This window comes from Nonomuraea endophytica, from assembly GCF_014203235.1.
Taxonomy (GTDB): domain Bacteria; phylum Actinomycetota; class Actinomycetes; order Streptosporangiales; family Streptosporangiaceae; genus Nonomuraea; species Nonomuraea endophytica.
Genome location: NZ_JACHIN010000015.1, coordinates 169,057 through 192,744 on the forward strand (window position 1 = coordinate 169,057; position 23,688 = coordinate 192,744).

General features: G+C 70.6%; 22 protein-coding genes. 9 read left to right on the plus strand and 13 right to left on the minus strand.

Annotated elements, in window-relative coordinates; all coding sequences use genetic code 11:
• Both HNR40_RS42215 and HNR40_RS42220 read left to right on the plus strand, forming a co-directional pair.
• The gene (locus HNR40_RS42215; protein ID WP_184971771.1) at positions 1-411 is read left to right on the plus strand and encodes a nuclear transport factor 2 family protein; all 411 of its coding nucleotides are present in this window, start codon (positions 1-3) and stop codon (positions 409-411) included.
• Positions 412-486: 75 nt separating this feature from the next.
• Positions 487-1,593: a DUF5685 family protein gene (locus HNR40_RS42220; RefSeq protein WP_184971773.1), complete on the plus strand. Its 1,107-nt coding sequence runs from the start codon at positions 487-489 to the stop codon at positions 1,591-1,593.
• 4 nt (positions 1,594-1,597) lie between these two features.
• Here the strand turns inward: HNR40_RS42220 and HNR40_RS42225 are convergent, their stop codons facing one another.
• Complete coding sequence (locus HNR40_RS42225; RefSeq protein WP_246510220.1) at positions 1,598-2,287, minus strand: sulfite exporter TauE/SafE family protein; 690 nt, start codon at positions 2,285-2,287, stop codon at positions 1,598-1,600.
• A 112-nt stretch (positions 2,288-2,399) separates the two neighbouring features.
• On the opposite strand from HNR40_RS42225, the gene HNR40_RS42230 reads away from it, so the two are divergent.
• The gene (locus tag HNR40_RS42230; RefSeq protein WP_184971945.1) at positions 2,400-3,107 is read left to right on the plus strand and encodes a neutral zinc metallopeptidase; all 708 of its coding nucleotides are present in this window, start codon (positions 2,400-2,402) and stop codon (positions 3,105-3,107) included.
• Positions 3,108-3,162: 55 nt separating this feature from the next.
• Here the strand turns inward: HNR40_RS42230 and acnA are convergent, their stop codons facing one another.
• The 3 genes from acnA to HNR40_RS42245 all read right to left on the minus strand — a co-directional run bounded on the left by acnA (position 3,163) and on the right by HNR40_RS42245 (position 7,285).
• The gene (gene acnA / locus HNR40_RS42235) at positions 3,163-5,877 is read right to left on the minus strand and encodes an aconitate hydratase AcnA (protein WP_184971777.1); all 2,715 of its coding nucleotides are present in this window, start codon (positions 5,875-5,877) and stop codon (positions 3,163-3,165) included.
• 165 nt (positions 5,878-6,042) lie between these two features.
• A complete protein-coding gene (locus HNR40_RS42240; RefSeq protein WP_184971779.1) occupies positions 6,043-6,771 on the minus strand; it encodes a metal-dependent hydrolase in 729 nt (242 codons plus the stop codon).
• Between the two features lie 7 nt (positions 6,772-6,778).
• A complete protein-coding gene (locus HNR40_RS42245; protein ID WP_184971781.1) occupies positions 6,779-7,285 on the minus strand; it encodes a hypothetical protein in 507 nt (168 codons plus the stop codon).
• A gap of 63 nt (positions 7,286-7,348) precedes the next feature.
• Here HNR40_RS42245 and HNR40_RS42250 point away from each other — a divergent pair, with 63 nt between their 5' ends.
• Complete coding sequence (locus HNR40_RS42250; RefSeq protein WP_184971783.1) at positions 7,349-7,540, plus strand: hypothetical protein; 192 nt, start codon at positions 7,349-7,351, stop codon at positions 7,538-7,540.
• A gap of 91 nt (positions 7,541-7,631) precedes the next feature.
• A complete protein-coding gene (locus HNR40_RS42255; protein ID WP_184971785.1) occupies positions 7,632-9,569 on the plus strand; it encodes a ricin-type beta-trefoil lectin domain protein in 1,938 nt (645 codons plus the stop codon).
• 83 nt (positions 9,570-9,652) lie between these two features.
• On the opposite strand, the gene HNR40_RS42260 is transcribed toward HNR40_RS42255, so the two are convergent.
• Positions 9,653-10,906, minus strand: coding sequence for an MFS transporter (locus tag HNR40_RS42260; protein WP_184971787.1), 1,254 nt, complete (start codon positions 10,904-10,906; stop codon positions 9,653-9,655).
• Positions 10,907-10,967: 61 nt separating this feature from the next.
• On the opposite strand from HNR40_RS42260, the gene HNR40_RS42265 reads away from it, so the two are divergent.
• From HNR40_RS42265 to HNR40_RS42275, 3 genes are all read left to right on the plus strand, one after another.
• A complete protein-coding gene (locus HNR40_RS42265) occupies positions 10,968-11,480 on the plus strand; it encodes a CGNR zinc finger domain-containing protein (RefSeq protein ID WP_184971789.1) in 513 nt (170 codons plus the stop codon).
• A gap of 67 nt (positions 11,481-11,547) precedes the next feature.
• The gene (locus tag HNR40_RS42270) at positions 11,548-12,285 is read left to right on the plus strand and encodes a PadR family transcriptional regulator (protein WP_184971791.1); all 738 of its coding nucleotides are present in this window, start codon (positions 11,548-11,550) and stop codon (positions 12,283-12,285) included.
• 5 nt (positions 12,286-12,290) lie between these two features.
• Entirely contained in the window at positions 12,291-12,818 is a 528-nt protein-coding gene (locus HNR40_RS42275; RefSeq protein ID WP_184971793.1) for a DUF1707 SHOCT-like domain-containing protein, read from the plus strand.
• Here the strand turns inward: HNR40_RS42275 and mug are convergent.
• The 7 genes from mug to HNR40_RS42310 are packed head-to-tail and all read right to left on the minus strand — an operon-like array spanning position 12,810 to position 21,756.
• Complete coding sequence (mug, locus tag HNR40_RS42280) at positions 12,810-13,439, minus strand: G/U mismatch-specific DNA glycosylase (RefSeq protein ID WP_184971795.1); 630 nt, start codon at positions 13,437-13,439, stop codon at positions 12,810-12,812. The genes HNR40_RS42275 and mug overlap by 9 nt on opposite strands.
• Positions 13,345-14,745, minus strand: coding sequence for a sugar porter family MFS transporter (locus HNR40_RS42285; protein WP_184971797.1), 1,401 nt, complete (start codon positions 14,743-14,745; stop codon positions 13,345-13,347). Before HNR40_RS42285 ends, mug begins: the two co-directional genes overlap by 95 nt.
• 42 nt (positions 14,746-14,787) lie before the next feature.
• A complete protein-coding gene (gene fxsT / locus HNR40_RS42290) occupies positions 14,788-17,496 on the minus strand; it encodes an FxSxx-COOH system tetratricopeptide repeat protein (protein WP_184971799.1) in 2,709 nt (902 codons plus the stop codon).
• Entirely contained in the window at positions 17,493-18,740 is a 1,248-nt protein-coding gene (locus tag HNR40_RS42295; protein WP_184971801.1) for a CHAT domain-containing protein, read from the minus strand. Before HNR40_RS42295 ends, fxsT begins: the two co-directional genes overlap by 4 nt.
• Positions 18,733-20,478 carry a hypothetical protein gene (locus HNR40_RS42300; RefSeq protein WP_184971803.1) on the minus strand — a complete coding sequence of 582 codons (1,746 nt, stop codon included), beginning with the start codon at positions 20,476-20,478 and terminating at the stop codon, positions 18,733-18,735. Before HNR40_RS42300 ends, HNR40_RS42295 begins: the two co-directional genes overlap by 8 nt.
• Positions 20,475-21,416, minus strand: coding sequence for an AAA family ATPase (locus HNR40_RS42305; RefSeq protein ID WP_184971805.1), 942 nt, complete (start codon positions 21,414-21,416; stop codon positions 20,475-20,477). The genes HNR40_RS42300 and HNR40_RS42305 overlap by 4 nt, the downstream gene beginning before the upstream one ends.
• Positions 21,409-21,756, minus strand: coding sequence for a CU044_2847 family protein (locus HNR40_RS42310; protein ID WP_184971807.1), 348 nt, complete (start codon positions 21,754-21,756; stop codon positions 21,409-21,411). The genes HNR40_RS42305 and HNR40_RS42310 overlap by 8 nt, the downstream gene beginning before the upstream one ends.
• A gap of 143 nt (positions 21,757-21,899) precedes the next feature.
• Between HNR40_RS42310 and HNR40_RS42315 the strand changes: the two genes are divergently transcribed.
• A complete protein-coding gene (locus HNR40_RS42315) occupies positions 21,900-23,126 on the plus strand; it encodes an MFS transporter (protein ID WP_184971809.1) in 1,227 nt (408 codons plus the stop codon).
• A 93-nt stretch (positions 23,127-23,219) separates the two neighbouring features.
• Here the strand turns inward: HNR40_RS42315 and HNR40_RS42320 are convergent, their stop codons facing one another.
• Positions 23,220-23,672 carry a GNAT family N-acetyltransferase gene (locus HNR40_RS42320; RefSeq protein ID WP_184971810.1) on the minus strand — a complete coding sequence of 151 codons (453 nt, stop codon included), beginning with the start codon at positions 23,670-23,672 and terminating at the stop codon, positions 23,220-23,222.
• Positions 23,673-23,688: the final 16 nt, after the last annotated feature.

Here is a 23,688-nt window from a genome sequence, read left to right on the forward strand (position 1 = left end):
ATGAACGATCACCTGGCCATCACCGACCGCCTGGCCACCTACGCCTACGCGCTGGACAGCGGCGCCTGGGACCTGCTCGACGAGGTGTTCACCCCCGACGCCGTGCTCGACTACACCTCGGCCGGAGGGATCAAGGGGCCGTTTCCCGAGGTCAAGGCCTGGCTCGCGGACGTGCTGCCGAACTGGCCGGGACGGCTCCATCTGATCGGCGCCACCCGGGTCGCGGTGCGGGGTGACGCCGCGGAGGTCTCGGCCTCGTTCACCGACACGCTGGCGCCGAGCAGGGAGCTGGCCAAGCCGTCCGGGATCCTGCAGGGCGGCGGCTGGTATCACCACCGGATGGCCAGGACTCCTGATGGTTGGCGGAGCCGGGAACTGGTGGAGGAACAGACCTGGCGCACCATGTACTGAGCTCTCGATGCCCTCTCCCCTGTCCTAGGTCACTGGTGCTACGGTGAGCTCCGCCGTACCTGGATAAGGGGTCATATGTTCGGGATTGTCCGGCCATGTCGGCACGGCATGTGCGGGGGGATGTTCAAGGACTGGCTGGGGCATCTGTGCGGTCTGTGCCTGGCCCTGCGGGACGAGCACGGGCAGGCCGCGCGGCTGGCGACCAACTACGACGCGCTGCTCGTGTCGGTGCTGGCCGAGGCGCAGACGGACGCGCCCACGCGGCGGCGTACCGCCGGGCCGTGCGCTCTGCGGGGGTTCAGGACGGCGGGGGTGGTGGAGTCGGAGGGGGCGCGGCTGGCCGCGTCCGTCTCGCTCATCCTGGCCGGGGCCAAGCTGCGCGACCACATCGCCGACGGCGACGGCCCCTACCGGCGCCGGCTCGTCGCCGCGACCGCCGGGCGGCTGGCCGGACGCTGGTCCGGCGCGGGCGCCTCGACGGCGGCCGCCCTGTCCTTCGACCCCGCCCCGCTGACCGGCGCGGCCCAGGCCCAGGTGGAGCTGGAGCGGTCCGGCGGCGGTGCGCTCGCCACGCTGACCGCGCCCACCGAGGAGGCGGTGGCCGCCGCCTTCGCGCACACGGCCGTGCTGACGGGTCGGCCCGGCAACCGCGAGCCGCTCGAACGGGCCGGGCGGGCCTTCGGGCGGCTGGCACACCTGCTGGACGCCGTGGAGGACCTGGCCGAGGATCGCGAGCGGGGAGCCTACAACCCGCTCCTGGCCAGCGGCACGGCGCTCGCGGACGCGCGTACGCACTGCGAGCGCGCGCAGGGCGAACTGCGGGAGGCCGTGCACGGGCTGGAACTGCCCCGGCCCCGGCTGGCCACGTCGCTCCTGGTCCACGAGACGTCCCGGGCGATCAGCCGCACGTTCGCGGAGACGCCGCCGTCCCCCTCACCCGAGTCGCCGCCCGACGACCATCCCCGTAAGGCGAATCCGGGCGGGCTGATCTCGCTGGCCTGCGCCGCCTTCTCCTGCTGCACCTGCGGGCTCTACCAGCCTCCGTGGGAGGAGGAGGACTCCCGGTGCACCACTTGCGCCAACTGCGGGGACGTCTGCTGCCATCTGCCCGAGTGCTGCTCGAACTGCGACTGTTGCTCGGACTGCGACTGCTGTTCGGGCTGCGACTGCTGCTCGGCCTGAGCCGTCACCGCAGCACGCTGTGCCCGATGAGCACGAGCGCGGAGACGGCCGCCACGATCAGGATCGCCGCGCGCACCTTCCCGCCGTCGAGGTAGCGCCGCAGCGGCCCCGACACGAGAAATCCGGCGATCATGGGTACGAGCAGCGCCGCCCCCGTGGCCAGCGCCTCGCCGGGCAACCGGTTCACGAAGGCCAGGACGGCCAGCGACTGGGCGGCGCTGAGGGCGAAGAACATGGCCAGGGTCGCCCGGATCTGCGGCCCCTTGGCGCTCTGGTAGACCAGGCCGATGGGCGGGCCGCCGATGCCCGTGGCCGTGCCGGTGACGCCGGAGACGAACCCGGCGGTGGCGAGCGTCGCGCCGTTGCGCGGCACGCTCAGCGCCCGCGCCGTCAGCCCCACCGCGATGAGCACCATCACGCCGACGAGCACGCCGAGGGTGTGGACCGACACGTAGACGACGACGAATCCTCCGATGACCGTGCCGGGCAACCGGCCGAGCAGCGCGAACCCCAGCCCCCGCCAGTCCACCTTGCGCCACTCGACGGCCAGCGTGAACAGCGGCAACGTGAAGTTGACCACCTGGATCGCGCCCGGCATGACGCCGGGGTTCAGCATCGTGAGCACCGGAGCGGCGATCAGCCCCAGCCCGAACCCGACACCGCCCTGGACAATTGCCCCGATGAAAACCGCCAAACCACCAAATGTCAGGACAAGCGCAAGCTCACTCATGCCGGAGAGTCAACCACCCTCCCCGAAAGCCGCGACCCGCCGGGAGTGAGCCCTATGATCCGTGTCTGTGCCCCTCATGCAGACCATTGCCGTGCTCTCCGCGCTGAGCCTCACCACCGCCCCGGCCGCCGACCCGTGGGCGGGCACCGGCAGGCTCGCCGTCCAGTCGTGCAAGGAGCCCGAGCTGATCTCCGGCGGGGTGGCCCGGCCGAGGGAGTATCTCATCAAGATGGTGAAATGTCTGGACAAGGCGTGGGGTGGGCATTTTGGGCGGGCGGGCATGCCGTTCAGCAAGCCCAAGGTCCGCTACTTCGACGTGCCGCAGGATCGAATCTGCGGGTTCGACTGGCCGGAGGGGACCGCCGCCTTCTACTGCCCGGGGCCGCGCACGCTGGTGTTCCCGCTGGAAGGCGACTGGATCGAGGGACGGACCGATCTGCTGCCGCTCAAGGTCGCCGCCCACGAGTACGGGCATCACCTGCAGAGCCTGACCGGCATCCGGGCCGCCTACGAGCGCGGCAAGGCCACCGCCGAACGTGGCCGCCGCTACGAGTTGCAGGCCGACTGTCTGGCCGGGGTGTTCCTGGCCGGGGTGTGGCGGTCGCTGCCCCGGGCCACGAAGGATTGGACGGCCCTGGTCGAGGCGGTACGGGCCAGCGGCGACGACCTCTACCGCACCCACGGCAGCGGCGCCAACCGCGTCTACTGGCTCAAGCGCGGCTTCACCGGCGCCGGACCCGCCTCCTGCGACACCTGGTCGGCGGCGCGATCCAGGGTGTCGTGACGGCCCCATGAGAAGGCCCCGCCGCGATGGGACAGCGGCGGGGCCTCTCGTGCGGCTACTTGGTCAGCAGCGAGCGGAGCACGTACTGCATGATGCCGCCGTGCCGGTAGTAGTCGGCCTCGCCGGGGGTGTCGATGCGGACGACCGCGTCGAACTCGACGTCGCCGGCCTTAACGTGCACCGTCTCCGGGATGCCGCCGTCGTTGAGCGCCACGACGCCGGTGATCTCGAAGGTCTCCTCACCGGTCAGCCCCAGGGAGACGGCCGAGGCGCCCTCCGGGTACTGCAGCGGCAGGACGCCCATGCCGATCAGGTTCGAGCGGTGGATGCGCTCGTAGGACTCGGCGATGACGGCGCGGACGCCGAGCAGCGCGGTACCCTTGGCGGCCCAGTCACGCGAGGAGCCGGAGCCGTACTCCTTGCCCGCGAGCACGACCAGCGGCGTGCCGCCGGCGGCGTAGTTGACGGAGGCGTCGTAGATGAACGACACCGGCGCGCCGGCCTGGGTGAAGTCGCGGGTGTAGCCGCCCTCGGTGCCGGGGGCGATCTGGTTGCGCAGGCGGATGTTGGCGAACGTGCCGCGGATCATGACCTCGTGGTTGCCGCGGCGCGAGCCGTAGGAGTTGAAGTCCTTGACCGCGACGCCGTGCTCGTCGAGGTACTGCGCCGCCGGGGTGCCGACCTTGATCGCGCCGGCGGGCGAGATGTGGTCGGTGGTGACCGAGTCGCCCACCTTGACCAGCACGCGCGCGCCGGAGATGTCGGTGACCGGCTCCGGCTTGACCGGCATGCCCTCGAAGTAGGGGGCCTTGCGGACGTAGGTGGAGTCCGGGTCCCATTCGAAGGTGTTGCCGGTCGGGATCGGCAGCGAGCGCCACGTGTCGTCGCCCTTGAAGACGTCGGCGTAGTCGCGCTCGAACATCTCGCGGCCGATCGAGGAATGGACGACCTGCGCGATCTCCTCGGGCGCGGGCCAGATGTCCTTGAGGAAGACCGGCTGACCGTCGTCGCCGACGCCGAGCGGCTCGTTGTTGAGGTCGATGTCCATCGTGCCCGCGAGCGCGTAGGCGACCACCAGCGGCGGCGAAGCCAGGTAGTTCATCTTCACGTCGGGGTTGATGCGGCCCTCGAAGTTGCGGTTGCCGGACAGCACCGCGGTGACGGCCAGGTCGTTGTCCTGGACCGCCTGGGAGATCTCGGGGATCAGCGGGCCCGAGTTGCCGATGCAGGTGGTGCAGCCGTAGCCGACCAGGTTGAAACCGATCTTGTCGAGGTACGGCTGCAGCCCCGACCGCTCGAAGTACCCGGTGACGACCTGCGAGCCGGGAGCCAGCGAGGTCTTGACCCACGGCTTGCGGGTCAGGCCCTTGTCGACCGCGTTGCGGGCCAGCAGCGCGGCGCCCAGCATCACGTACGGGTTGGAGGTGTTGGTGCAACTCGTGATCGCGGCGATGGTGACGATGCCGTGGTCGATCTCGAACGTGGTGCCGTCGGCCAGCGTCACCGGGCACGGCTTGTGCGGCCGGCCGTTCGCGCTCTGCGCGGGCGGGTCGGAGGCCGGGAAGCTCTCCTTGCCCGCCTCGTCGTCGGAGACGAAGTTGGCGACGTCGTGGCGCCAGGTGTCCTTGGCGGCCGACAGGGCGATGCGGTCCTGCGGGCGCTTCGGCCCGGCGATCGACGGGACGACCGTGGCCAGGTCGAGCTCGATGTACTCGGAGAACTTGGGCTCGGCGCCGTTCGGGTCGAGCCAGAGGCCCTGGGCCTTGGCGTAGGCCTCGACGAGCGCGATCTGCTCCTCGGAGCGGCCGGTGAGGCGCAGGTAGTCGGTGGTCTGGCCGTCGATCGGGAAGATGGCGCAGGTGGAGCCGAACTCGGGGCTCATGTTGCCGATCGTGGCCCGGTCGGCCAGCGGCACGGAGGAGACGCCTTCGCCGTAGAACTCGACGAACTTGCCGACCACGCCGTGCTTGCGCAGGATCTCGGTGATCGTCAGCACCAGGTCGGTCGCTGTGGCGCCGGCCGGGAGCTTGCCGCTGAGCTTGAAGCCCACGACGCGCGGGATCAGCATGGAGATCGGCTGGCCGAGCATCGCGGCCTCGGCCTCGATGCCGCCGACGCCCCAGCCGAGGACGCCGATGCCGTTCTCCATCGTGGTGTGGGAGTCGGTGCCCACGCAGGTGTCCGGGTACGCCTTGCCGTCGCGCGTCATGACCACGCGGGCCAGGTGCTCGATGTTGACCTGGTGCACGATGCCGGTGCCGGGCGGGACGACCTTGAACTCGTCGAAGGCCGTCTGGCCCCAGCGCAGGAACTGGTAGCGCTCGCGGTTGCGCTCGTACTCGCGCTCGACGTTGCGCTGGAAGGCGTCGGGGTGGCCGAAGAAGTCGACGATGACGGAGTGGTCGATGACCATCTCGGCCGGGGCCAGCGGGTTGATCTTCGTCGCGTCGCCGCCGAGCTCGCGTACGGCCTCGCGCATCGTGGCCAGGTCGACCACACACGGAACGCCGGTGAAGTCCTGCATGATCACGCGGGCCGGCGTGAACTGGATCTCGACGCTGGGCGCGGCCTTCGGGTCCCATCCGCCCAGGGCGCGGATGTGGTCGGCGGTGATGTTGGCGCCGTCCTCGGTGCGGAGGAGGTTCTCCAGCAGGATCTTCAGGCTGTACGGCAGGCGCGCCGAGCCCTCGACGGCGTCCAGCCGGAAAATCTCATACGACGCGTCGCCGACGCGTAGCGTGTCACGGCTGCCGAAGCTGTTCGCGGACACGGTGAATCGCCTCCTCGGTGGACCAAATACTCAGCTCAAATCCTGCCGCACCCGGGGACCGGACAAGACGTTAGGTAACCCTAACCCGCAGGCTGCAGCGGATATCTCGACATCAAGATATCCCTAAAGTATCTCGACATCAAGTTAAACCGCCCGGACCGTGGCTCAGAGCGGCGCGAGCCGCCAGAACAACAGCCCGACGATCGCCACCGACAGCACCGGGGCCAGGATCTTCTGCTCGAACTTCTTGCCGGTCTTGATCCCGATCTTCCACGGCAGCACCCACCGCGCCGCCAGCGGCCACAGCACCGGGCACCCCCTCTCGGTCATGCAGTCACCCACGACGTGGATGAAGCACCCGATCCCCACCGCCAGCCCCAGCCACGCGTAACCCACCCCGAGCGACATGAACACGACGAACAACCCCGCCGTAAGGCCGACGTTCACCATCGCCGAGCCGGTCTTGTTGCCGGGGATGCCGATGCCGATGGCGCGCAGGGCCAGGCCGATCAGCAGGACGACCATGATGTCGCGCCCGATCGGATACGTGTTCGCCAGCCAGTGCGCCCCGAACCCCACCGCCACCGCGAACGCCAGCGAGTGCGTCATCCCCCGGTGTCCGCCGCTGACCCACGCGACCACCTTCGACAACGCCCACGTCACCGGCCCGAACGTCTGCGCGATGGTCGCGCTCGGGTGGTCCAGGTCGGGCAGCATCGCCGCCCCCGCGCACACCAGCGCCCCCGCGATGAGCTCGGACGGCGTCAGCGCGCCGGCCATGATCCCGGTCTCGATGAACCGGCTCGACTCGTTCAGCAACGGCAGCGCCGCGAATGCCGGCGCCAGTCCAAGCCACGCGATCGCTCCGGTCATCGCGTGCGAATGCCCCATCATGCGAAGATCACAAAGAGTTACTGTAATGCAAAATCCCGGCCTGGCGGAGGTATCCCAACGGCCACTGACACTCCAGAAAGTCCGCCAGAACCTGCGAAACCGCCTCGCTCCAGCCCCGCGCGCCGGCCGTACACCCCGCTGCCCGCTCCACCGCGCACGGCCGCCGCTCGCCGAGCGCGACCGAGAGCCCGTCGCCCGCCACCCACTCGGGCTCGACCCTCTTGGCGCAGTACCAGCGCCCTTCCAGCCGCGCCCGCAGCCCCGCCACCACGTGCCCGGCCAGCGCGCCCGGACTGACCGAGCCGGACATGGCCGCCGAGCGGGCGGCGACGGCGTCGTCCACGGCGTGGGCGAGCGCGCAGTCCAGCAGCCTTCGGTCCATGGTGCGCACGCTCTGCAGCAGGTCGATGCGCGGCACGACGGGGATCTCGCCGAGCAGGTGGGAGATGACCGACAGTTCCGCCCAGGCCGCCAGCCAGGGCCGCGTCTCGCCCAGCCGCTGGGCGCGGCGCATCTGCCGCAGCGTGCACGGCCCGGCCCCGCACTCCGGTCGTTCACCCGGACGTGGTCGTCGGCGGTGGCGTTCACGGAGGGCACGAACTGGTCGGACGCGCAGGCGCGCCAGCGGGTCCACGAGTACGTGGTGGAGCCGCCGACGCTGCAGAGCCTGCCGGAGTACGCGCTGTTGCTGGCCGAGCCGACCCCGGACCACGGTGTACGGCTGACGCCCACCGAGTGCAATCCGCGATCATCACGCTGCCCAGAGTGAGCATCAGCCAATTCACATGAGCCCTGTTCACATTTCCCGAATCTTGGGGTTACTTGTGAGTATCACTCATGACTGCCGGAGGTACCCCCCGATGCGCTTACCCCTGGCCCTGCTGGCGGCACTGACCGTGCTCGTCACACCGGCCCAAGCCCAGGCAAGCACCGCGAACCCCCTCCCGCCCCACCTGGAGACCATCCGCAAGGCCGAGGCGATCAAGCTCTACGGCGACGACGCCATCCGCCCGCTCGCCCAGCGCAAGACCTCCCTCACCACGCTCGGCGACAGCGAGATCTCCGGCGAGGGCGCCGTCGACCGCTCCCTCTACGAGCCCGGCACCGACGGCCCCGACAACTGGTGCCACCGCTCCACCAAGGCGGCGGTGCACGTCACGCGGATCCCCGCCGACGTCACCTACAACCTGTCCTGCTCCGGCGGCGCCACCAACGACATCACCATCGGCGGCACCCACCAGTACGAGGAGCTCAACCAGGGCGAGAACCTGTCGATCAAGGCCCGCAACACCCGGATCAAGATGGTCACCGTGGTGGCCGGCGCCAACGACGACGGCGGGCCCGAGTTCGGCCCCACGATGACCGACTGCGTCACCCGGCGGGTCCTCTTCCAGGGCAACTGCTGGCCGAACCAGGACCCGACCTGGCAGCAGCGCGTCGACTTCATCGTCCCGCGCGTGGCCAAGGCGCTGACCGACATCAAGCAGATCATGGCCGAGGCCGGGTACGCCCCCGCCGACTACCAGCTCGTCGCCATGTCCTACCCGGGCCCGGCCAGCCCCGACGTCGAGGACAACCCGAACTTCCCCGGCTGGTACAACGGCGGCTGCCTCGGCTACCTGTCCGACCTGGCCTTCGCCCGCAACAAGGCGGTCCCGATCTTCGAGCAGGGCATCCGCGCCGCCGCCCAGCAGGCCGGCGCGCGTTACCTGGACGCCAGCCGCCTCTTCCACGGCGCCGAGCCGTGCCAGGACACCACGTGGGTAACCGGCCTGCACGCGGTCAACGGCGACTTCTTCAACCCCAACGCGGTCCGGCAGTCGTTCCACCCGAACTCCTCCGGGCACGCGGCGTTCGGCGCCTGCCTGACCCAGTTCTTCAACGCCAACACCAGTGCGGCCACCTGCATGAACCCGGCCGGCTCGCTGAGCCCGCGGCTGTATGCGGGGCTGCCGGAGTTCAAGCAGCTCAGGCATGCGGCGACCGGCACCTGCGTGGACGTTGAGGGCAATTCCTCGCGCAACGGCCGCAAGCTTCTCAACTGGCCGTGCGAGGCCACCAGGAACCAGGCGTTCTGGTACGACCCGTCCACCCAGGCCGTCCACACCCAGCTGTCGCAGGACCGGTGCGCCGACATCAACGGCGGCAACCTGGCGGCCGGCACCGCCGTACAGGTGTGGAACTGCAACGCCAGCCAGGCGCAGCGCTGGACCTTCGACGGCGCGCGCCTGCACGCCGCGGGAGCGCCGTCGCTGTGCGCCACCTTCCCGGGTACGGCCCGCGCCCTCGGCGACGGCATGGTCCTGGCCCCGTGCGACGGCGGCGACCAGCGCCAGGTGTTCACCTGGGAGGCCAAGACCGCGGTCGTCTACCAGCAGCTGAAACTGTCGGGCAAGTGCCTGGACGTGCCGGGGACCAAACCGGCCAGCGGCACGAACCTGCTGCTCTACTCCTGCGACGGCAAGGCCGACCAGTTCTGGGGCTTCAACACGGTCTCCGGGCAGCTGCACAACCTGGCCGACCCCGGCATGTGCGCCGACGTCGAGGGCGGCACGATGGCCCAGGGCCAGCCGGTGCAGGTGGCGAACTGCTCGGCGGCGATCGGTCAGTTCTCGGCGTCGATGCGCTGGAACCTGTCCGGCGGCGGCTATGCCTCCCGCAAGGACCCGTCATGGCTGATCGGCGCGGCGGGCTCGGCCGACAACACGCCGGTGACCTTGCAAAGGACGGGAACATGGGCCCCGGGTGAGAGCCGCCGGCCGGACCCGTGGAAGTTCATGACCGTCGACATCTACTGAAACTTGCGGAAAACGCAGACGAGGTCGTTTCCAGCGGCGACAGCACCCCCCAGCCCTGCCGACGCGGAACGACCTCGTCTGCTCTAGATAACGGCCGTCTTTCCCGTGCTGTTCCCGGATTCCGCAACTTTTTCGTGATCTGTCTCACTCTCGGCCAATGCGGCCGGGGTGACCGCCCGGAAGAACGGCACCACGATCACCAGAGCGAACGCGGCGAACACCGCGAAGGCCACCCGGACCCCGGCGAACTGGGCGATGAGCCCGGCCACGAGGGAGGCGACCGGCATCGCCCCGTAGCCGAGCATGCGCCCGGCGGAGGTGTAGCGGCCGAGCAGCCGGTCCGGCACGATGCGCTGCGCGATCGTGCGGGAGTTGACCGTCCACAGCGTGCCGCCCATGCCGCCGACGAAGGCGGTGGCGCCGACCGCCCAGGCCATGGGCAGCACGGCCGGGACGAGCACCATGAGGAACGTCCCGACCAGGTCGGCGAACAACGCCCAGCGCACGCCCAGCAGCCGGTTGATCAGCGCGACCGTCAGCGCCCCGGCCAGGCCGCCGAGCCCGATGGCGCTGATGAGCAGGCCGTATCCGGCCGCGTCCAGCCGGAGCTCCTGGATCGCGTAGATCGGCAGCAGCGCCAGCCAGGCCGCCCAGCTCGCGCCGAGCACGGTGACGGCCAGGTTGAGCGTGCGCAGGAGCCGGTGGTTCCAGAGGAAGGCGAGCCCTTCGCGGATCTCGCCGCCGACCGAGCTCTGGCCTCTTTCCGGGGAGGCCGCCGCGCGGAAGCGGCCGACGAGCAGCGCCAGCAGGACCGCGCCCAGCGCGAAACCGACGCCCGCCGAGCCGAGCGCCACCGAGAGCCCGATCCCGACCAGCAGGCCGCCGACCGCGGGACCGGCGAACTCGTTCATCAGCGTCTCGGCCCCGGCGATCCAGGCGTTGGCCCGGGTCAGCCGCTTGGCAGGCACGGCCGCTGGCACCAGGGCGCCGATCGCCGCGCTGGCGACCACCTCGGCGACGCCCAGCGTGAGACCGGTGGCGTACAGGAGGGGAATGGACAGCCAGCCGGCCATCGCCGCGACGAGCAGGACGCCGATGGCGCCGAGCCGGACCAGGTTGGCGATGACGGCCAGCCGCCGCCGGTCACCGCGGTCGGCGAGGACGCCCGCGTGCAGTGAGACGAGCAGCCAAGGCAACGTCAGCGTCACACCCACACCGGTGATCAGCGCCGGTGAGGAGGTCAGTCCCACCGCGGCCATCGGCAGGGCGATCCGGCCGATGCCGTCGGCCAGGTTCGTGACAGCGGTGAACCCGACCAGGGCGCCTTCGTTTCTCATCAATACCACCTATCCCATTAGTTGGTTAGATCTTAACCGCCTAAGTGATTAGATGGAAACCATGATGGAACCGTCTCCCGCGACCCTCCTCGTCGAGGCGTTCGCGAACACGATCGACGTCGAAGAGGGCACCGATCTGCTGTCCGAGCCCGGTGGGCTGCGGAGCTGGCTGGCCTCCCACGGCCTGGCCGGCAGCGTGGACGAACGCGCGTTCCAGCAGGCCAGGCTGCTGCGGGCGGGACTCAGGGAACGCCTGCTCGCCAACAACGGCGAGGAGCCCGACGAGCGGGCCATCGCGAAGGCCGAGGAGGTGCTCGACTACCTGCCGGTGACGGTGAGCCTCAGCACCGAGGCGCCGCTGCGGACGGAAGGCCCGCTGGCGGCCATCGCCGCGGCCTGGGCGAACACTGTCGCGACCGGCGAGTGGCAGCGGCTGAAGCGGTGCCCGAACCACGCCTGCGCCTGGGTTTTCTGGGACGGCACGCGCAGCCGTACCAGGAGATGGTGCTCGATGCGCGTGTGCGGAAACCGGGCGAAGGTGCGCGCGCACGCGGAACGGCAGCGGACGACGTAGGCTTGTCATCGACCGGTTGTCGATATATCTTTGAAGCATCGACAGCATTCGACGATAGGAGCAAGACATGTCTTCCGCACAAGCGTCAGGTGGCCCTTGGCCCCACGCACACGAGTTCAAGCGCGCCGCCCGTGAGGCGATCAGAAACCTCTCCGAGGCCTTCGAGCAGAGCGCCGAGCACCACCACCGCCACAGGGGTGGCGGCGGTCCGCACGAGCACCGAGGCCGCGGCAGGCGCGGCGGTCCCGGCGGTCCGTTCGGCTTCGGTCCCGGTGGCCCCTGGGGCCAAAGCGGCCCCTTCGGCGGGGGTCGCGGCGGCTGGGGAAGCTGGGGCGGCCGGCCCCGCAAGGCCAAGCGGGGCGACGTCCGTTCCGCCATCCTCGCCCTTCTGGCCGAGGAGCCCCGCAACGGCTACCAGATCATCCAGGAGATCGCCGAGCGCAGCGAGGGCGGCTGGAAGCCCAGCCCCGGCGCCGTCTACCCGGCGCTCCAGCAGCTCACCGACGAGGGCCTGGTCGTCGCCGACGAGAGCGAGGGCCGCAAGACCTTCCGCCTCACCGACGCGGGCCGCGCCTACATCGAGGAACACGCCGACGAGGTACGCGCCCCGTGGGACGAGATGCGACCGGACATTGACGACAACACCGCAGATTTGTGGGATATTGCTCGCCAATCCGCCTTCGCCATGATGCAGGTATTGCAGACTGGCAGTGAGGCGCAGATCCGCGAGGCCCGGAAGGTCCTCACGGAGACGCGCCGCAAGCTCTACCAGATCCTGGCAGACGGCGACCCTGGCGAGGAGTGACCTGAGTGGACGCGCACGACCTCCGGATCGGCGATGCCGAGCGTGAGCGGACGATGGCCTCCCTGCGCGAGCACTTCGCGCAGGGCCGCCTGAACCATGAGGAGCTCGACGAGCGACTCGACCGCACGCTGGCCGCCCGCACCGCACGCGACCTGACCGCGATCACTGCGGACCTGCCCTCCTCGGAGTACGGCTACGCGCCGCCCGCTCCGGCCAAGGAGGGCGCCTGGGACGACCGGCACGCCTACCAAGAAATGATGCGCGCCCACCGTCACCAGATGCGCGAAGCGCGTCACCAGATGCACGACGCGCACCGGCAGTGGCACGACATGCGCCACAAGATGCGGCACCAGGGCCGCCCTCGCCACCACCATCACGGACCGGGGCCGATCGTGCCGTTCCTGGTGGTGTTCGGAATCGTCGCCATGATCGTGGGCGGCTTCGGGGCACTGAAGTTCGTGCTGCTCTTCGCGATCGGCGCGATGATCTTCAGCTCCATCCGCCGCGCGGCCATCCGCCGGTCCCTACGCTGACGCGCCGGGCTCCCCGCCCGGCGTCAGCGACTCCCTCAGCCTGCGCAGCTCGGCCGCGATGGCGTCGAGGGTCCAGTGCGCGTTCAGCCCGCTCGGGTTGGGCAGCACCCACACGGGCGTGTCAGCGATCTTCCGCTCCTGCGCCCCTATCGTCGCCTTGGGTACGGCGAAGGCCGTGCGAAAGGCCGACACCCCGAGCACGGCCAGCGTTCTGGGCCGGTGCTCGCTCAGCAGCGCGGCCAGCCGTACACCCCCCTCCGCGAGCTCGGCCCGCGACAGCTCGGCGGCCTTCGCGCTCGGCCTGGGCACGAGGTTGGTGATCCCCAGCCCGTACGACGGCAGCAGGTGCTGCTCGGCCGGCGCCAGCAGGCGCGGCGTGAACCCCGACAGGTGCAGTGCGGGCCAGAACCGGTTGCCCGGCCGGGCGAAGTGATGCCCGGTGGCCTCCGACATGAGCCCGGGGTTGATGCCGCAGAAGAGCACATTGAGGTGGGGGCCGAGCACGTCGTCGATCACAGCGGCGAGATTAGCCCATGTCTTCGAGCTTGCGGCCCTTGGTCTCCTTGACCCACTTGGTGACGAAGAGGAAGGACAGGAGGGCGAAAGCGGCGTACATCGCATAGGTGAACGGCAGGTTCCACTCGGACAGTGCCGGGAACGAGACCGTGATCAGCCAGTTCGCGAGCCACTGGGCCGCGGCGGCGACGCCGAGGGCGGCGGCGCGGATCCGGTTGGGGAACATCTCCCCCAGCAGCACCCAGACCACTACGCCCCACGACAGGGCGAAGAACAGCACGAACACGTTGGCGGCGACCAGCGCGATCGTGCCCTGCGGGTTCGGCAGCATGACCGCGCCGTTGACCGTCTGGGCCGCGCTGAACGCCCATGCCGCCGTGCCCAGCGAGATCGCCATGCCCGCCGAGCCGATCAGCAGCAGCGGCTTGCGGCCGATCCGGTCGACCAGCGAGATGGCGATGAACGTGCCGATGATGTTGATGACCGAGCTGGAGAAGCTGATCAGCAGCGAGTTGCTCTGGTCGATGCCGACCGACTGCCACAGCACCGACGAGTAGTAGAAGATCACGTTGATGCCGACGAACTGCTGGAACACCGACAGGATGATGCCGATCCAGACGATCGGCAGCAGTCCGAGCGCCTTGCCGCGCAGGTCCTTCATCGTCGGGCGGGCCTCGGTCTTCAGCGAGTGCTGGATCTCGGCCACCCGGGCGTCCAGGTCGATGTCCGGGCCCTCGACCTCGGCCAGCACCTTCCGCGCCAGCGTCGAGCGCCCGGCGGCGATCAGGTAGCGCGGCGACTCGGGGATGGTGGAGGCGAACAACAGGTAAAGCAGCGCCGGCACCACGCACGCGCCCAGCATCCACTGCCACGCCTGCAGGCCCCACAGCGGGTTGTTCACGTCGCCGCCGGCCACCCGCGCGAGCAGGTAGTTGACCAGCTGCGACACCGCGATGCCGAGCACGATCGCCAGCTGCTGGAACGACCCGAGCCGCCCCCGGTAGGCGGGCGGCGCCACCTCGGCGATGTACGTCGGCCCGAGCACCGAGGCCATGCCGATCGCCACGCCGGCCAGCACCCGCCAGAGCGCGAGGTCCCAGATCGCGAACGGCAGCATCTGGCCGATCGAGCTGATCGCGAACAGCACGGCGGCGACCTGCATGGTGCGGGTCCTGCCCCACCGGTCGGCCAGCCCGCCGCCGACCCACGCGCCGATGGCGGAGCCGAGCAGCGCGATCGCCACCACGAAGCCGGTCTCCACCGAGCCGACCTGGAAGTGTTTCTGGATGCCGGTGACGGCGCCGTTGATGACGGAGCTGTCATAGCCGAACAGGAAGCCGCCGATGGCGGCCGCGGCCGTGATGAAGATGACGTGCCCGAGGTTCTCCTGCTGCGACTGCGGTGTGGCCATGTTTCCGGACGTACCCGGAGATTGATCAATAAACGGCTCTACTTAGGCAAAGAGAGGGAGCTGCAGGACTTTTGTGGTGCGGGTCCAGGGGTGGGGCCGGCCGAAGTAGTGGGTCAGGGCATCGGCCGCCTGAGCCGCGTGTGCGGCGGCCTCCCGTGCGCCGGTCGCCTTCAGGTAGACGGCCAGGTTGTGGCGGGCCACGGCGACGACCGGATGGATGCCGAGCCAGTCCGTGAGGTCCTGGTGGAGGACCCGGGCCGGCCTGACCGCTTCCTCCGCCTGGCCGGTCGCATGCAGGCAGGCGGCGTGTTCCGCGATGGCGTTCCATCCGGTGTGGCGGAAGGCCCCGATCAGTTCCAGTGCTTCGACCGCCCTGTCCTCGGCGCGCAGCGAGGCGGACAGGCTCACCGCGGCCGTCAGTGTGCCGGGATGAGTGGAACCGAACCTTGCCCGGTAGTCCCGGAACACTGGCAGCAGGGTGTCGGCGCAGGCTTCTCCCAGGTCGCGGCGGTCGTCGCAGAGCTGGATCATGGAGCGCAGCGTGTGCGGGTGGCCGGGGCCCAGCAGCTTCCTGCGCCGTTCCAGGGTCCGCGCGTCCACGTCTCGGGCGGCGGCGTAGACGCCCATGAGGCGCAGGTTGGCGGCGTACTGCTCGGCGGCGGTCAGGGTGTGGGGGTGGTTCTCACCGAACGTCTCCGCCCACTGCCGGTGCAGGTCGCTGCTCTGCTCCACCAGTTCGTCGTACCGGCCGCGGGCGCGATGGTCGGCGATCAGTCCGCCCGCCGCTGTCAGCGTGCACACGTGGGTGCCGCCGGCGATGTCGCGCAGCCTGTCGAGGACCGATCGGCGCTCGTCCAATTCGTCGTAGCGGCCCAGCGCGCGCCGCGCCGTGATCAGGTCATCCCTCAGGCGCAGCCGCTGGACGTCCTCGGGCTCTTCGTGCGCCAGCCATGCCTCCCCGTAACGCAACGCGTCCACGTAGCGGCCGCGGGTGTGCAGGTAGTCCACGCGTTCGAGCAAGAGCTCGCGCATCGCCCAATCGTCGTGGAAGTCCGGCAGGTGCCGCCGGAACAGCTCGTATCGTGGCCAGGCGTCCGGGTTCTCCAGATCGTCGCCATCGTCACGTGCCCGTATCAGGCGGGCGTCGATCTCGTGCCGGAGGTCGTCGACCGACTGGTCGCGGACCACCGCCTGGAGCAGGCGGTGCACCTGGATCGTGTCGTTCTCCCGATCCACCTTGGCCAGGGAGACGCGTTCGATCTCCGCGACCGCCACGGAATCGGCGCTGCCGAGGAGCGAGATGGGGATGGGCTCGGGGGCGCAGAAGGCGGCCAGTCGCAGGATCCGCAGCGCCGCGGGAGAGCGCTCACGCAGCCGCTCCAGTGACAGGTCCCACGCCTTCGCGACGGTGGTGGGGTAGTCGGGCGGCACGATCAGGCCCAGCGCTTCAGCCGTCCTCGTCCTGAGATGCTCCAGGAAGTTCTCCACCGGTAGGGCGGTCTGCGCGATCCACGCGCCCGCCGACTCAAGGGCCAGCGGCAGGTGGCCGAGCTCGTCGGCCAGCTCCGACGCTTCTTCCTCCGGTATGCGGAGGCGGTTGGTGAGCAGGTAGCCGACGCTCTCCTCAGGTGTGAAGACGTCCAGTGTGAGCGTGTGGTGTTGCCTGCCCCACGCCGTGTCGCGGGAGGTGACGATGACATGCCCGGGTCCGCCGACCAGGTCCAGGGACGCGGGGTCGTCGGCGCCGTCGTAGATGACGAGCCAGCGGCCGTACGGCGTCCACCTCCGCAGGGCGTCGGCCGCGTCCCTGACGCGCAGGAGCTCGGCCAGCTCCCGCAAGGACTGCCCGACCAGCTCCGGCCGCTCGGCCCGAATCCACCACACCACTTCGTAGTCGCCCGCGTGGCGGTAGGCGTACTCGATCGCCACCTGGGTCTTGCCCACGCCGGCCATCCCGAGCAGCCCCACCACCGGTTCACGGGCAAGCGCCTCCCGCAACCTCGCCAGTACCTCGTCACGACCGGTGAACGCGGCGTTCCTGAGCGGCATGTTCCAAGCCGCGGGCGGGTTGCCCGGGTAACGGGCGACCGTGCGCGGCAGGAGCTCGTCCGTCCCGGCCGTGTGGCCGAGGCGGCCGAGCAGGGCCTCCGTCGCCTCTGTTTCCGACATCCGGGTCACGTCGATGGCCGACGGCCGGCGAACGTGGGCGGTGTCGACCGCGAGCAGGATGTCGTCCTTCTCCGTGCGCTCCGGCTGATGGTGCCGGGACAGCAGCACGACCGTCCTGGGCGTCGCGGGCGCCGGGCCCTCCTCCCTCATCGCCACCCGGTAGCCGAACGCCTCCAGCATCGTGGCCACCCACTCCGCCCAGCTCCGGTCCGGGGCGGCGTAGCTGATCCCGACGTCAGCGCCGCCGATCGCCACCGGCAGCTCGATCACCCGGGAGACCAGTCCCCTCGGCGAGACGATGGTCAGCCAGAGTCCCGCCGCCGCCGGTGAAGGCACGACGGTGAACTCGGCCGGGCCGTACGAGCCGCCGAAGCGATGCACCACCACGGAGGCGTCGCTGTCCGCGGTGACCTCGAACGCGCCGCCGCCGTCCAGCACGCAGGTGAACGCGTATTCCTCCGCCTCGCCGGGCCAGTCGCCGAGCGGCCCGGCCACCCGCAGGTCCACCGACACACGGTACGGCCGGCCGGCGTCCATGATCCGCGGCCAGCTGACGACGGGCTCCAGGAGCAGATCGGTCACGGCTCCCCCACGCGGAGTTCCGGGGAGATCAGGGTCGCCGGCGAACCATAGTAGACATACATAAACCTATACAAAAGCGGCAGGATCTCCCGGTTCACCGCGGCCCCGGCGGCGTCCGGCAGGTCGATCGGCGCCAGCCCCGCCGCCTTGGCTCGCATCGCGCGCAGCGCCTCGGCCACCGACAGCCCGGGGTGCTCGCCCAGGTGGCGCAGCAGTTCGCCGGCCAGTTGGTGGGCCAGCTTGTCGCCCACCGCGCCCTGGGTGGCCAGCACCCCGGCCGCACCGGAGCGCAGGAACACCTCGGAGAACCCGCGCAGCACCCGGTCGTTGAACATGTCCGTGTCGTACCCCAGCGCACCGGAGTGGCAGGCGTTCAGGAAGACGAACGTGGCCGAGCCAGACAGCCGGGCCAGGTTCACGTTGTCGATGTGCACCAGCGGCATCGTGCCGAGCGTGCACTCGCGCGGGCTGGCGCCGTACTCGCCGTGGCACGCGACGTACACCAGCGACAGCCCCGCCTCCCCGCTGCGCAGCGCCCTGGCCAGGTCGCGCATGCTGGCCGACGGCTCCACCCGGTAGGGCTCGAACAGCCCGTGGTCGACGTCCATCGCCTCGTCGATGAAGGTGGCGACGGGGCCGGTACAGACGTGGGCGTCGGAGTACGCGCGGATCTTCTCCGGCCACGCCGTCTTGATCGACAACCAGCGGGTCACGGTGACCAGGCCGCCCAGCCAGCCCTCCCCCTCGCCGTGCCGGTTGCTCAGCCAGAACAGCTCCCACGGGATCTGGTAGCCGGAGTCGTCCCAGATGACCAGCTTCAGGTCGCCGCCGTGGCGGTGCAGGCGTTCGTTGAGCCACAGGGTGAGCTCTGTCATCGGGCGCGACCAGGTCTGCATGAACTCCAGCACGTTCACCGGCAGCACCCCGCCGGGGGCGACCAGGGCGGCCAGGCTCAGGGCCGGCTTGCCGTACACCTCGCCGAGCCGTTCCGTCTGGGCGCAGCAGCAGGCGCCGCGCAGGATGAACCCCTCGCTGACCGGAGTGACCACGAGCAGGGCCGTGCCGGACGGCAGCCCGCCGGAGACGTCAGCCCGCGCCGCCTCGAACGTCCGCGCCGCCCCGCCGCCCTGCTCCGCTGCCGTGGTGGTCCGTTCCGGCGGTACCGCTCCACGCACGGGGGCGGCCAGTGGCGGGGCCCGGCCGCCACCGAGGATGGTCCGCAGCAGACCACGGCGATCAGCCATCGCGACCCGCCCCCGGAAGCAGGGTGGCGCGGAGCGCGTCGGCCAGGTCGGCGGTGAGGTGGGCGGCGGTGCGTGGTCCCGGGTCGAGCACGAGGCTGCGCACCCGGTTCAGGCGGCCGATCTTGCGGGCGACCTCCAGCGCGTCCTCCACGCCCTCACGCCCGACCCGCTCCGGCCGCCGCCGGGACCTGCTCGCCGCCAGCGGCACGTTGCCCCGGCCGTCGGTGACCACGATGAGCAGCGCGTCGGTGACCGCGGCATTGCCCTGCTGGGTCTCACGCTGCAGCGTCTCGGCGACCAGGCTGAGCCCGTGCGCCAGCGGGGTGGCCCGCCCGGGACGGCGTTCGAACGCGGCCGCCACCCGAGGGTCCAGCAGGCTGCGCGCGGTGAACGCGGCCGCGCACAACTCGTCCGCCGCGTCCGCGTCGCCGACCTCCACGACGCTCACAGTGGCCCTGGCCGCATACGCCCAGCGCAGATAGGGCCCGATCGCGTCATACCACTCCCCTTGCCGCCCAGAGGTGTGGTCGAGCACCAGCGCGAGCAGCCGACGAGGCTGCGGGGCCCGCCGATGACTGCGCAGGTCGGAAGCGGTCAGATGCAGCGGATGCGCGGAGCGGACATGACCGGGCCCGCAGCGCCGCGCCTGCTGCGTGGCGGCCTTCAGCAACGTCGGCACGACCGCGATGTCCCGCACCTCGTGAGCCTGCCGGTCACCGATCACATGCCCGTGCCCCCACGTGCCCGGCAGCGCCCGCTGCCAGACGAGCGTGAGCGTGCTCGGCGCGCGCCCGTCCCCAACCTCGTCTTCCGGGTACGGCGAGCCCGGCCCGCCGACGGCGTCAGGAACGTCCGGCGCCGCCACGACCACCGGCGCCAGCCGCTCCGGCTCATCACGCACCCGCCCGGCGGCATCCCCCGCCCGCTCAGCCGGAAGGGCCCGCGGCACGGCAAGCTCCTGCCCAGCCCGCCGAACCACCCGCTCTCCAGGCACCGGCGCAGCGACCACCTCCGGCGCGGCGAGCAACCCCATGACCCGAGCCGCGACGTCCACGTGCTCGGCCAGCACGGTGTCCGCCCCGGCCAGCGCCGCCATCCCCCGCGCCAGCCGAGCCAGCCCCAGATCCCGCCGAGCCCCCCGCGCATGCCCCGCCAGCACCTCAACCACCCGCCCCGCGGCCCCCGCCGACAGATCAGGCAACGCTCGCCCCGCGAGTGGAAGAGCCTCCAAGGCGTCGAAGCGGGCTGTGCTCAGGTTCGCGGCGTCGACGCGGATGGCGAAGCGGTCCAGCACGTGGGGGGAGACGCGCCCGACGTCCTCCCGCCGACAGGCGGCGAGCCACCGGTCCTCGGGCCGCCACGACACCTGCTGACCGGTCCGTTCGAGGTGGGCGACCTCCGCGCCCACCAGCATCACGGCGGCCCTGGCCGCGGCGGTGCTCATCGTGGCCAGGTCCGGCACCGCGACCACCCCGGCCGGCCGCCCGTACCCGGCCACCAGCCCGTCCACCACCCACGACCGCCCACCGGGCGCCGGCCGCAGCCGTGCCCACAGGTCCTCCTCGGTGGCGGCCGAGCCGAGCACCCGCACCTGCCGCCCCTCACCGAGCAGCCCCGCCAGCCGGCCGGCCACCTCCACCAGCCGATGCGGCGCCAGGTCCAGCAGCAGGATCCCGCCGAGCCGACGGTCCAGCGCGGCACAGGCCAGCACGGCGTCGATCCGCTCCCGGTCGTTCACGGCCCCGACAGGACCTTCCGAAGGCGTCGCGCGTCCTCGCCGGTCCACGCGATGCCCTCGCCGTAGGCCACTTCCCGCCGCCGATGCATGATCGCGTACGGCGCCACGCCCGCGACGTCCTCCTCGCCCACCCCTTCGCGCCCCTCCAGCGCGGCCAGGGCGCGGGCCGCCTGCGCCATCACGATCTCCCCCCGGTGCCCGGCCAGCTCGAACTCGGCCGCGATCCTGGCGCACAGGATCGTCAGCTCCTCGCGCACCGGCATCCCCCTGGCCGCCTCCCTGGCGGCGGCGATCCGCTCGCGGTGCGCCCGGTCCAGCGCGGCGCCGTCCTCCAGCCAGCCGGAACGCTCCTTGGCGCGCTCCACGTCGAAGCGCAGAACGGTCTTCAGCACCTCGTTCCTGGTCTCCGCGCTGGTCTCGGCCGAGATCGGCACCAGCAGGCCGAAGCGGTCGAGGAGCTGGGGCCGGAGTGTTCCCTCCTCCGGGTTCATGGTCCCGACCAGCGTGAACGTCACCGGTATCGCCGGCTTGTCCAGCCCCTCGCGCTGGACGACGAGCAGGCCGGTGGAGACGACGTCGAGGATCAGGTTGACGATGTGGTCGTCGAGCAGGTTCACCTCGTCCACGTACAGGACGCCCTGCTCGCCCGCCTGCTCCAGCAGCCCCGGCTGCTCCTCGGTGTCGCCGCGCATGAGGGCGTCGATGCGCAGGCCGCCCATGACCCGGTCGTCGGTGGCGTTGATCGGCAGGGTCACGGGCAGCTCGCCGTACATCATGCGGGCGAAGGAGCGCACGGCGGTCGACTTGGCGGTGCCGCGCTCGCCGCTGATGAGGATGCCGCCGACGGACGGCATCACGTAGGCGATCTCCAGGCCGCGGCGCAGGGCCTCCTGGCCGACGAGGTAGCTGTAGGGCAGCAGCGGGTGGCGCTCAGGCATCGCGGTTCCAGCGCAGGGTGATCTGGAGCTGGGCGCCCTGGGTGAATTCGGCGATCATCGCGCCGACCTTCGCGTCGAGTTTCACCTGGAACTGCACCTCGACCTCGTCGGGGCGCACGCCGTCCGGCATCGCGTCCATCTTGGCCTTGATCTCGCCGGCACACGACTGGACGAGGTCCATCGCCTCGGCGAACAGCGGCCTGGCCAGCTTGACCACGCGTTCTCTGGCGCCGCGTACCTGCTCCTCGTCGTAGAAGTCGCCGGCGTCCGTGCCGTCCGAGGGCAGCTCGATCTGGATGGCGCCCGCGTCCGCCGTGCCTTCTACCGAGACCACGACCACGGCTGCTCCTTGGGGGGCGGAGAAACACGATGATCACATTCTACGGCTGCCGCCCCGGTTTATCCGCGAAACAGATTTGGCCCAATGAGAAAGAGGGAAAATGGCGCTTATATCAGGCTAAGTCTGGCCATTAGTGTGCCTGCATGTCACGGATCGTCCCACCTCCCGGGCCTGCCCGCACCCTCGCGCTGGCACAGCTCACCAACTCCCTGGGCGACGGCGCCTTCTACGCCTCCTCCGCCCTGTTCTTCACCCGGGTCGTCGGCCTCTCGGCCGCACAGGTAGGCGTGGCGCTCACCGTGGCATGGGCATGCGGCATGCTGGCCGGAGTGCCGCTGGGACACGTGGCCGACCGCTGGGGCCCACGCCGCACCGCAGTAGTACTGGCGGTGGCGACCGCGCTGGCCCTCAGCGCCTTCCTGGTGGTGCGCGCCTACCCGCTGTTCATCCTCGTAGCCTGCCTCTACGCCTGCTGCCAGGGCGGACTCACCTCCGCCAGGCAGGCGCTGCTGGCCGGGCTGGTGCCCCCGGAGGAGCGCACCGCCGTCCGCGCCCACCTGCAGTCGACGCTGAACGCCGGCCTGGCGGTGGGCGCCGGAATCGGCGGGCTGGCACTCTCCTTCGACACCGCCCCCGCCTACCTGACCGTCTTCGCCCTGGACGCCATGGCCTTCCTGCTCGCCGCACTCATGCTGCGCCGCCTACCAGAGATACAGCCGACCCCCGCCACCCCGGCCGGGAGTCGCGAACCAAGCCTGGCCGTACTGCGCGACCGCCCATACGCACTGATCACCTTCCTCAACGCGATCATGTACCTGAACATGCCACTGCTGAGCCTCGGCCTGCCGTTGTGGATCGTAGAACGCACCGAAGCCCCCAAACCCGTGGCCGCCGCGCTACTCATGGTGAACATGCTCTCAGTAGTGATCTTCCAGGTACGGGTGGCCCGCCAGGTAACCGACCTCCCCAGCGCCGCGAAGGTGGCCGCCCGCTCAGGCTGGATCTTCCTGGCCGCCTGCCTGGTGTACGCGGTATCCGGAGCCCACATCGCCCCGTGGGTGGCAGTGGCTGTGCTGGTGGCCGCAGCCCTGATCCAGGTATTCGGCGAGATGATGCAGGGAGCCGCAGCCTGGGAACTCGGCTTCACCCTGGCCCCAGCCGACAAGCAAGGCCAGTACCAGGGCTTCTTCGGCATGGGCCCGCAGATAGCCCGCATGCTGGGCCCAGTGCTCATGACCACACTCCTGATCGGCTGGGGCACAGCAGGCTGGCTAGTCCTGGGCGCCCTCTTCCTGACAGCCGGCCTAGCCATGGGCCCCGCAGTCCGCCACGCCCAACGCACCCGCGAAACCCTCACCCCCCACCCCTGAAGCACGGTCTTCCACGTCGGCGCGCTTCGATCGTGCCCGCCTTCGGCGCGGCCTGCGCGCATCATGAGCCGCGAAGGTCGGGGGCATCCTGGGTCAGTCGAGGATGAGCATGAAGTGTTCCTTGCCGTCGTGCACGACCGTGCCCGCGTGCCGGAAGCCGACCTTCTCCAGCAGCCGCACCGACCCTGTGTTGCCCTTGTACGGGTCGGCGTGCAGCGGGCGGGCCTTTTCCTCCTGCAGGTAGAGGGTCAGCGCCCGGGTGCCGACGCCCTTGCCCCAGTGCTCGCGCCCCAGCCAGTAGCCGACGAAGCGGCGGCCCTCGTCGGTCCAGGACACGATGTTGCCCGCCGTGACCCCGTCCACGGTGACGGTCCTGACCATGGAGTCGGGGTCGCCGAGGATGTTGGTCTGCCAGTGGTTCATGAACCGCTCGCGCGGACGGGCGGGGAAGTTGGCCAGCGCGTTGGCCTCCGCGTCGTACTCCTGCTCGAAGAACACCTCGAGGTCGGCCTGCTCCACGGCGCGAAGCCGTACGTCTACGCTCATGACGAGGGAGTCTGGC